The following is a 7,774-nucleotide window of genomic DNA, read 5'->3' on the forward strand; positions in this document are numbered from 1 at the left end:
CTCGCAAAGTGTCAGCCATGTCCCCGAACAGGTGTCCGCTATGTCCCCGGGCTGAACAACAAGCCCTAGGATGACGGGTGGTGAGGTGTTGGCGCGCAGCGCCTAAAGAGAAAGGGCGGGACCGTTTCCGATCCCGCCCTTCCCATTCTCAGAAGCTGAGCTCGTGGACTAGAAGTCCATGTCGCCCATGCCGCCCATGCCACCCGGCATGCCGCCGCCGGCGCCGCCGCCGCTGCTCTTCTTGGGAGCCTCGACGATGGCGGCTTCGGTGGTGATCATCAGGCCGGCGACCGAGGCCGCGTCCTGCAGAGCCGTGCGGACGACCTTGGCCGGGTCGATGACGCCGGCCGCGACCATGTCGACATACTCTTCGGTCTGGGCGTTGAAGCCGAAGGTGGCCGACTCGCTGTCCAGAACCTTGCCGACCACGATCGAGCCTTCAACGCCGGCGTTTTCGGCGATCTGACGGATCGGGGCCTGCAGGGCGCGACGGACGATGGCGATACCCTGGGTCTGGTCGGCGTTGTCGCCCTTCAGGCCGGCGAGGATCTTCGAGGCCTTCAGCAGGGCCACGCCGCCGCCGGGGACGATGCCTTCTTCGACGGCCGCGCGGGTCGCGTTGAGGGCGTCATCGACGCGGTCCTTCTTTTCCTTCACTTCCACTTCGGTCGAACCGCCGACACGGACCACGGCAACGCCGCCGGCCAGTTTGGCCAGGCGTTCCTGCAGCTTTTCCTTGTCGTAGTCGCTGGTGGTGTCTTCGATCTGCTTCTTGATCTGGCCAATGCGGGCTTCGATGCCCTCCTTGGCGCCGACGCCGTCGACGATGGTGGTGTCGTCCTTGGTGATGGTGACCTTCTTGGCCTTGCCGAGCATCTCGAGGGTGACGTTCTCGAGCTTGATGCCGAGGTCTTCGCTGATCACTTCACCGCCGGTGAGGACGGCGATGTCTTCCAGCATGGCCTTGCGGCGGTCGCCGAAGCCCGGAGCCTTGACGGCGGCGACGCGCAGGCCGCCACGCAGCTTGTTGACCACCAGGGTGGCCAGGGCTTCGCCTTCGATGTCCTCGGCGATGATCAGCAGCGGACGGCCCGACTGCACGACGGCCTCGAGGACCGGCAGCAGGGGCTGGAGGCCCGACAGCTTCTTCTCGAACAGCAGGATCATCGGCTCTTCGAGCACGACTTCCATCTTGTCGGCGTTGGTAATGAAGTAGGGCGACAGGTAGCCGCGGTCGAACTGCATGCCTTCGACGACGTCGAGTTCGGTCTCGGCGGTCTTGGCTTCCTCAACCGTGATGACGCCTTCGTTGCCGACCTTTTCCATGGCGCGGGCGATCATCTCGCCGACTTCGCTGTCGCCGTTGGCCGAGATGGTGCCGACCTGGGCGATCTCGCTGTTGGCCGAGACCTTCTTGGAGGTCGACTTGATTTCGGCGACGACCTTGGCGACCGCCTTGTCGATGCCGCGCTTCAGATCCATCGGGTTCATGCCGGCGGCGACCGACTTCAGGCCTTCGACGACGATGGCCTGCGCCAGCACCGTGGCGGTGGTGGTGCCGTCACCGGCCTTGTCGTTGGTCTTCGACGCGACTTCGCGGATCATCTGGGCGCCGAGGTTCTCGAAGCGATCGCTCAGTTCGATTTCCTTGGCGACCGAGACGCCGTCCTTGGTCGAGCGCGGGGCGCCGAAGGACTTTTCGATCACGACGTTGCGGCCCTTGGGACCGAGGGTCACCTTCACCGCGTTGGCGAGGATGTTGACGCCGCGCAGCATGCGGTCACGGGCGTCGGAGGAGAAATAGACGTCTTTGGCGGCCATGTTGGTTGCCTTCTTTCAAAAATGAGCTGGGAGGAAAGGGTCGAGGGTGCGGGCCTTAGGCCTCGAGCACGCCCAGGACGTCGCTTTCCTTCATGATGATCAGGTCTTCGCCGTCGACCTTGACCTCGGTGCCCGACCACTTGCCGAACAGGATCTTGTCGCCGGCCTTCAGTTCCAGGGCCTGGACCTTGCCGCTTTCGTCACGCGCGCCGGGGCCGACGGCGACGACTTCGCCTTCCTGCGGCTTTTCCTTGGCGGTGTCGGGGATGATGATCCCACCTTTGGTCTTGGACTCTTCTTCGACGCGCTTCACCAGGACGCGGTCGCCAAGGGGGCGAAATTTCATCGGGTCGTCTCCGTCATAACGGTTGGCTTTATTTGGGTCGCCGGCATGGGAGAGAGCGCTGTTAGCAGTCCTCTCCCGTGAGTGCCAACGGTGGCGGGGAAGTAGGAGGGGGGCGGTGGGGAGTCAAGGGTTGGGCCCTTCCCTTTTCTCCGATCATCCCGACGCAAGTCGGGACCCAGCTGGCAAGCCGGAGGTGAATTCAGCTCTGATCAGAGCCGACGCCCATGCATAGTGGACACTGGGTCCCGACTTTCGTCGGGATGATCGGAATTTAGAGAATGATCTCCAACAGCATCACCCTGTTCCGCATCGCCCTGATCGTCCCACTGTTCTGGCTGCTGCTCGGCGGCCAGGGCTGGCCGGCCGTCGCCGTCTACCTCGCGGCCGGCCTCCTCGATGTCGTCGATGGCCAGGTCGCCCGGCGCCTCAATGAGACTTCGAAACTCGGGGCCATGCTCGATCTGGTCGGCGACCGCCTGCTGACCTTCACCATGGTCCTCGGCCTCGCCGTCGCCGGCGCCCTTGACGGCTGGGTGGCGGCGGCCGCCGCCGTCCTGGCCGGCCGCTGCTTCGTGGTGGCGACGCTGAACGAGGCGCTGGGACCCGACCACAGGGTCGGCGGCGCGAAGCTGGAGGCCGTCAAGATCGCCTGCCAGTTCGCCGGCCTGGCCCTGCTGGCCGCGCCGGGCTTCCCGCTCGGCCCCATCCAGTCGTTCGCCCTCGGCGGCTGGTTGGTCGGGATCTCCGCCCTGCTGACCCTGGTCACCGTCGCCGGCTACCTGCGCACGGGCCTGGCCCAGCTGCGGGCCGGCTGAAGGCAAATTCCAATCCCGGGGGCCCCTTCCCGCCCGCCGACGCCGCCGTCGGAGCCGCGGCGAACCGAGGGTGGTCATCAGCCTGCGAAAAGGGTGGTCCCGATGGGTCGAAACAGCCCGTCAGGCGGACCTCCGACGGGTCTCCGGTTGGCGCTAGAAAATTGATTTCCCTGACCTATTTCCGCCCCTCGGTATCCCCGACCGCGCCGACGGCGTATAATGGACGCCGCTTCGATAGCGCCGCGCCGCCCCCTCACCTCGCAATTTTGGCCCCAAACCTCTACATAGCCCGCGATGACGACCGCTCTCGCCCCTTCCGCGATCGACGCCGCCCTGGACGCGGTGCGGGGCGCCGTGCGCCTGCCGGCCGGCAGCCGGATCGTGGCGGCGATGTCGGGTGGGGTGGACTCGACGGTGACCGCCGCCCTGCTGGCCCGGGCCGGCTACGACGTCGTCGGCGTCACCCTGCAGCTCTACGACCACGGCGCCGCCATCCAGAAGAAGGGCGCCTGCTGCGCCGGCCAGGACATCCACGACGCCCGCACGGCGTCTGACGCCATCGGCATCCCGCACTACGTCCTCGACTACGAAAGCCGCTTCAAGGACCAGGTCATCGAGGAGTTCGCCGACGCCTACCTGCGCGGCGAGACGCCGATCCCCTGCGTGCGCTGCAACCAGACGGTCAAGTTCCGCGACCTCTTGGACGTCGCCCGCGACCTCGGCGCCGTGGCCATGGCCACCGGCCACTACGTGCAGCGGGTGGATGGCGAAGGCGGCCCGCAACTGCGCCGCGCCGCCGACCCGGCCAAGGACCAGAGCTACTTCCTGTTCGCCACCACGGCCGACCAGCTCGACTATCTGCGCTTTCCGCTCGGCGGCATGTCCAAGCCCCAGGTCCGCGCCATCGCCGCCGAACTGGGCCTCACCGCCGCCGACAAGCCCGACAGCCAGGACATCTGCTTCGTCCCCGAGGGCAAGTACCACACCGTCATCGACCGGCTGCGCCCGCAAGGGGCGCAGCCGGGCGAGATCGTGCACATGGACGGCCGGGTGCTGGGCCGCCACGAGGGCGTCACCCGCTACACCATCGGCCAGCGCCGGGGCCTGAACATCGCCGTCGGCGACCCGCTGTTCGTGACGCGGATCGACGCTGATGCGCGCCAGGTCATCGTCGGCCCGCGCGAGGCCCTGCTGACCACCGCGCTGACCCTGAAGGAAACCAACTGGCTGGGCGAAGACGGCATCGACGCCGCCTGCGCCGCCGGCCGCCCGGTGCTGGCCCGCGTCCGCTCGACCCGCGAGCCGGTCCCCGGCCGGCTGACTCTGGTCGACGGCCAGGTCGCCGTGGCGCTGGACACCCACGAGGAAGGCGTCGCCCCCGGCCAGGCCTGCGTCCTCTACGCGCCCGAAGCCCCTGACCGGGTGCTGGGCGGCGGCTTCATCGCCACGGCGGTGCGGGCGGAGCTGGCCGCTTGATCGACATCCCGGTCGGCGTCAGCCTCGTCATCATCGGGCTGCTGTGCCTGGCGGTGCTCGGCCGCGGTCTGATGACCGGGACCCTGAGGGTGTTCTTCACCGACAAGCCGGACATCGTCCGCGCCGAGGAGCCGCTGCGCTTCTGGACCCAGTTCTGGGGCATCGGCGTCGTGGCGGCGATCGCGCTGTTCGTGGCGGCGCTGCTGCTGACCTAGGGAGCAATGCTGTGAAGCGGCTGTTCAGATGGTTGATCCAGGCCGGGCTGTTCCTTCTCAGCTACGTTCCAATCGTTGCAGCCTGGGCTTGCTACGACCTCTATACCGTGCCCTGGATTGAGCAGCGGCCCACCAGCGCGCAGTTCGACTGGTATGTCGGCACAGGGGTAGGCTTTCTGATCGTCGCTGCATTCTATCTCAGGTTCGTCCGGATGCGCGTTGATCCTTGGATCTACCAGCGCCTGCCAATCCTGAAGGCAACCAAGACCAAGAATTCTAGCGCGGACTGAGGCGCTGCTGCTTCAGCCTTGGAGTTTAGGGGACACTATACTTAATTCTGCTCATGGGCCGTGGCGGCAGGCGGGCGGGTGGCCGGAATTAAGTATAGTGTCCCCGAAATTCCCGCCGGCGGCTGAGGAGACACTCTGACGACATCGCAGCGGGGAACGGCTCTCATAGCGTCAGCCTTGCGCCGACGCCTTCCCCCGCTAAAGTGCGCCGACTTCAAACAAGCGTACGAATTTGGGGAAACTTCCATGGCCGACGCCGCGCCCAGCGCCCAGGACCTCAACAGCGGCACCGAGCCGCTCGACGAGCGCACCCGCCTCGACGAGGACAAGCTGCTGCCCTGGCTGCAGGCCAACGTCGAGGGCTTCGCCGGGCCGCTGGAGATCCGCAAGTTCAAGGGCGGCCAGTCCAACCCGACCTATCAGCTGGTCACCCCCGGCCAACGCTACGTCCTGCGCCGCAAACCGCCGGGTAAGCTGCTGCCGAGCGCCCACGCCGTCGACCGCGAGTTCAAGGTCATCTCGGCCTTGAACAAGGTCGGCTTCCCGGTCGCCAAGGCCTACGCTCTGTGTACGGACGATGAGGTGATCGGCACCTGGTTCTACGTCATGGAACAGGTCGAGGGCCGCATCCTGTGGGACGGCACCCTGCCCGATTACAGCCCGGCCGAGCGCCGAGCGATCTACGAGGCCGAGATCGGCACCCTCGCGGCCCTGCACAACGTCGACTACAAGGCCATCGGCCTGGAGGACTACGGCAAGCCGGGCAACTATTTCAGCCGCCAGGTGAACCGCTGGACCAAGCAGTACCAGGCGAGCGAAACCAGCGTCATCCCCGAGATGAACAAGCTGATCGCCTGGTTCCCCGACCACACGCCGGAAGACGACATGACCTCGATCGTCCACGGCGACTACCGCCTGGACAACATGATCCTGCACCCCACCGAGCAGAAGGTGGCGGCGGTGCTCGACTGGGAACTGTCGACCCTGGGCAACCCACTGGCCGACTTCTCCTACTTCCTGATGAGCTGGGTGATGCCCAGCCAGGAGCGCGGCGGTCTGTCGGGCATCAACGACCTGACCGCCTACGGCATCCCGACCATCGAGGAGGCCGTGGCCCAGTACTGCAAGGCGACAGGCCGCGACGGTCTGCCCAACCTCGACTGGTACTTCGCCTACAATCTGTTCCGCCTGGCCGGCATCTGCCAGGGCATCGTCGGCCGGGTGCGCGACGGGACGGCGGCCAGCGCCCATGCGGCGACGATGGAAGCCCGGGTGCCGGTGCTGGCGCGGGGCGCCTGGGAGTTCGCCCAGAAGGCGGGCGCGTAAGGGATAGGCAGCGCCGCCCTGGCGGTGCAATCTGACCCAAAGTAAGGTTTTCTGGGGCTGTAGATCATGAAATCCACCTTCAAGGCCGGCCTCGTCGCCGCCGCGCTTGGCGTTCTGGCCCTGGTCGGGGTCGCCGACGCGCAAGGCCAGTCCAGCCCCCTGACCTACATCCAGGCCGGCCGGGTGCTGGCCGACCCGGCCACCGGCAAGGTCGAGACCGCCCGCACCATCGTCGTCGAGAATGGCAAGGTGCTGCGCATCGAGGAGGGCTACACCTCCGCCCCCGGGGCCAAGGTCATCGACCTGAAGGACAGCTTCGTCCTGCCCGGCCTGATCGACAGCCACGTCCACCTGACCAGCCAGAACGGCCCCAAGGGCGCGCTGGAGCGCTTCACCAAGACCAAATCCGACTACGCGCTGGACGGCGCCTACTACGCAAACCTGACCCTGCGCGCCGGCTTCACCACCGTCGCCGACCTCGGCGGGTCCAACGAAAGCGTCTTTGGCCTGCGCAACGCCATCGCCGCCGGCCGCATCCCCGGCCCGCGCATCGTCGCGGCCGGCTCGGCCGTGTCGGTGCATGGCGGCCACGGCGACGACGCCAACGGCGTGCCCGAGGCCATGGTTCACCTGTTCCGCGACAGCGCCACCTGTTCCGGGGCCGACGACTGTCGCCGGGCCGTGCGCGAGCAGGTCCGCTCCGGGGCCGACGTCATCAAGATCACCGCTACCGGCGGCGTGTTGTCGCCGACCAATGCCGGCCTCGCCAAGCAGTTCAGCGACGATGAGCTGAAGGCCATCGTCGAGACCGCCCACTCCATGGGCCGCCGGGTCACCGCCCACGCACACGGCGGCGACGGCATCAACGCCTTCCTCAAGGCCGGCGGCGATTCCATCGAGCACGGCACCTACCTCGACGCCGAATCGATCAAGCTGTTCAAGGCCAATGGCGCCTGGCTGGTGCCGACGCTGCTGGCCGGCGACTTCGTGGCCCGCGAGGCGGCCAAGCCCGACACCTGGATGGTGCCCTCGGTGAAGGCCAAGGCGCTGGAAGCTGGGCCCAAGATGCTCGACATGGGCCGCCGGGCGCACGCCGGCGGGGTGAAGATCGCCTACGGCACCGACACCGGCGTCTCGGCCCATGGCGACAACGCCAAGGAGTTCGCCCTGCTGATCAAGGCCGGGATGACGCCGCTGGAGGCCATCAAGGCCGCCACCGTCTTCGCCGCCGAACACCTGGACCTGGCCGGCCTGATCGGCTCGCTGACCGGCGGCAAGCAGGCCGACATCATCGCCGTGAAGGGCGATCCGCTGAGCGACTTGACGGTGCTGGAACACGTCAGCTTCGTGATGAAGGGCGGGGTGGTCTACCGCCAGGACTAAAATCCTCCCTCGGGCGCGCAGCGCACGGGGGAGGGGGACCGCCGCCGCGACTTAGCGGCGGTGGTGGAGGGGGCAGCGCCGGCTGGAGTGGCTGGCCGCGTT

Annotated in this window: 8 protein-coding genes; 6 read left to right on the forward strand and 2 right to left on the reverse strand. The window is 67.2% G+C overall.

Features of this window, described 5'->3' with window-relative positions; translation table 11 throughout:
* Positions 1-168: 168 nt before the first annotated feature.
* Positions 169-1,821, reverse strand: coding sequence for a chaperonin GroEL (gene groL / locus AC1RSK_RS24095; protein WP_492910243.1), 1,653 nt, complete (start codon positions 1,819-1,821; stop codon positions 169-171).
* Positions 1,822-1,876: 55 nt separating this feature from the next.
* Positions 1,877-2,167: a co-chaperone GroES gene (gene groES / locus AC1RSK_RS24100; RefSeq protein ID WP_492910244.1), complete on the reverse strand. Its 291-nt coding sequence runs from the start codon at positions 2,165-2,167 to the stop codon at positions 1,877-1,879.
* Positions 2,168-2,445: 278 nt separating this feature from the next.
* Here groES and AC1RSK_RS24105 point away from each other — a divergent pair, with 278 nt between their 5' ends.
* The 6 genes from AC1RSK_RS24105 (at position 2,446) to AC1RSK_RS24130 (ending at position 7,672) form a co-directional block, all read left to right on the forward strand.
* The gene (locus tag AC1RSK_RS24105; protein WP_492910245.1) at positions 2,446-2,982 is read left to right on the forward strand and encodes a CDP-alcohol phosphatidyltransferase family protein; all 537 of its coding nucleotides are present in this window, start codon (positions 2,446-2,448) and stop codon (positions 2,980-2,982) included.
* 294 nt (positions 2,983-3,276) lie between these two features.
* The gene (mnmA, locus tag AC1RSK_RS24110; RefSeq protein ID WP_492910246.1) at positions 3,277-4,458 is read left to right on the forward strand and encodes a tRNA 2-thiouridine(34) synthase MnmA; all 1,182 of its coding nucleotides are present in this window, start codon (positions 3,277-3,279) and stop codon (positions 4,456-4,458) included.
* Complete coding sequence (locus tag AC1RSK_RS24115; protein ID WP_492910247.1) at positions 4,455-4,673, forward strand: hypothetical protein; 219 nt, start codon at positions 4,455-4,457, stop codon at positions 4,671-4,673. The genes mnmA and AC1RSK_RS24115 overlap by 4 nt, the downstream gene beginning before the upstream one ends.
* Positions 4,674-4,684: 11 nt before the next feature.
* Positions 4,685-4,963: a hypothetical protein gene (locus AC1RSK_RS24120; protein ID WP_492910248.1), complete on the forward strand. Its 279-nt coding sequence runs from the start codon at positions 4,685-4,687 to the stop codon at positions 4,961-4,963.
* Between the two features lie 246 nt (positions 4,964-5,209).
* The gene (locus AC1RSK_RS24125; protein ID WP_492910249.1) at positions 5,210-6,289 is read left to right on the forward strand and encodes a phosphotransferase; all 1,080 of its coding nucleotides are present in this window, start codon (positions 5,210-5,212) and stop codon (positions 6,287-6,289) included.
* Between the two features lie 66 nt (positions 6,290-6,355).
* Positions 6,356-7,672, forward strand: coding sequence for a metal-dependent hydrolase family protein (locus AC1RSK_RS24130; RefSeq protein WP_492910250.1), 1,317 nt, complete (start codon positions 6,356-6,358; stop codon positions 7,670-7,672).
* Positions 7,673-7,774: the final 102 nt, after the last annotated feature.

This window comes from Caulobacter sp. GW821-FHT11A05 (assembly GCF_058809015.1).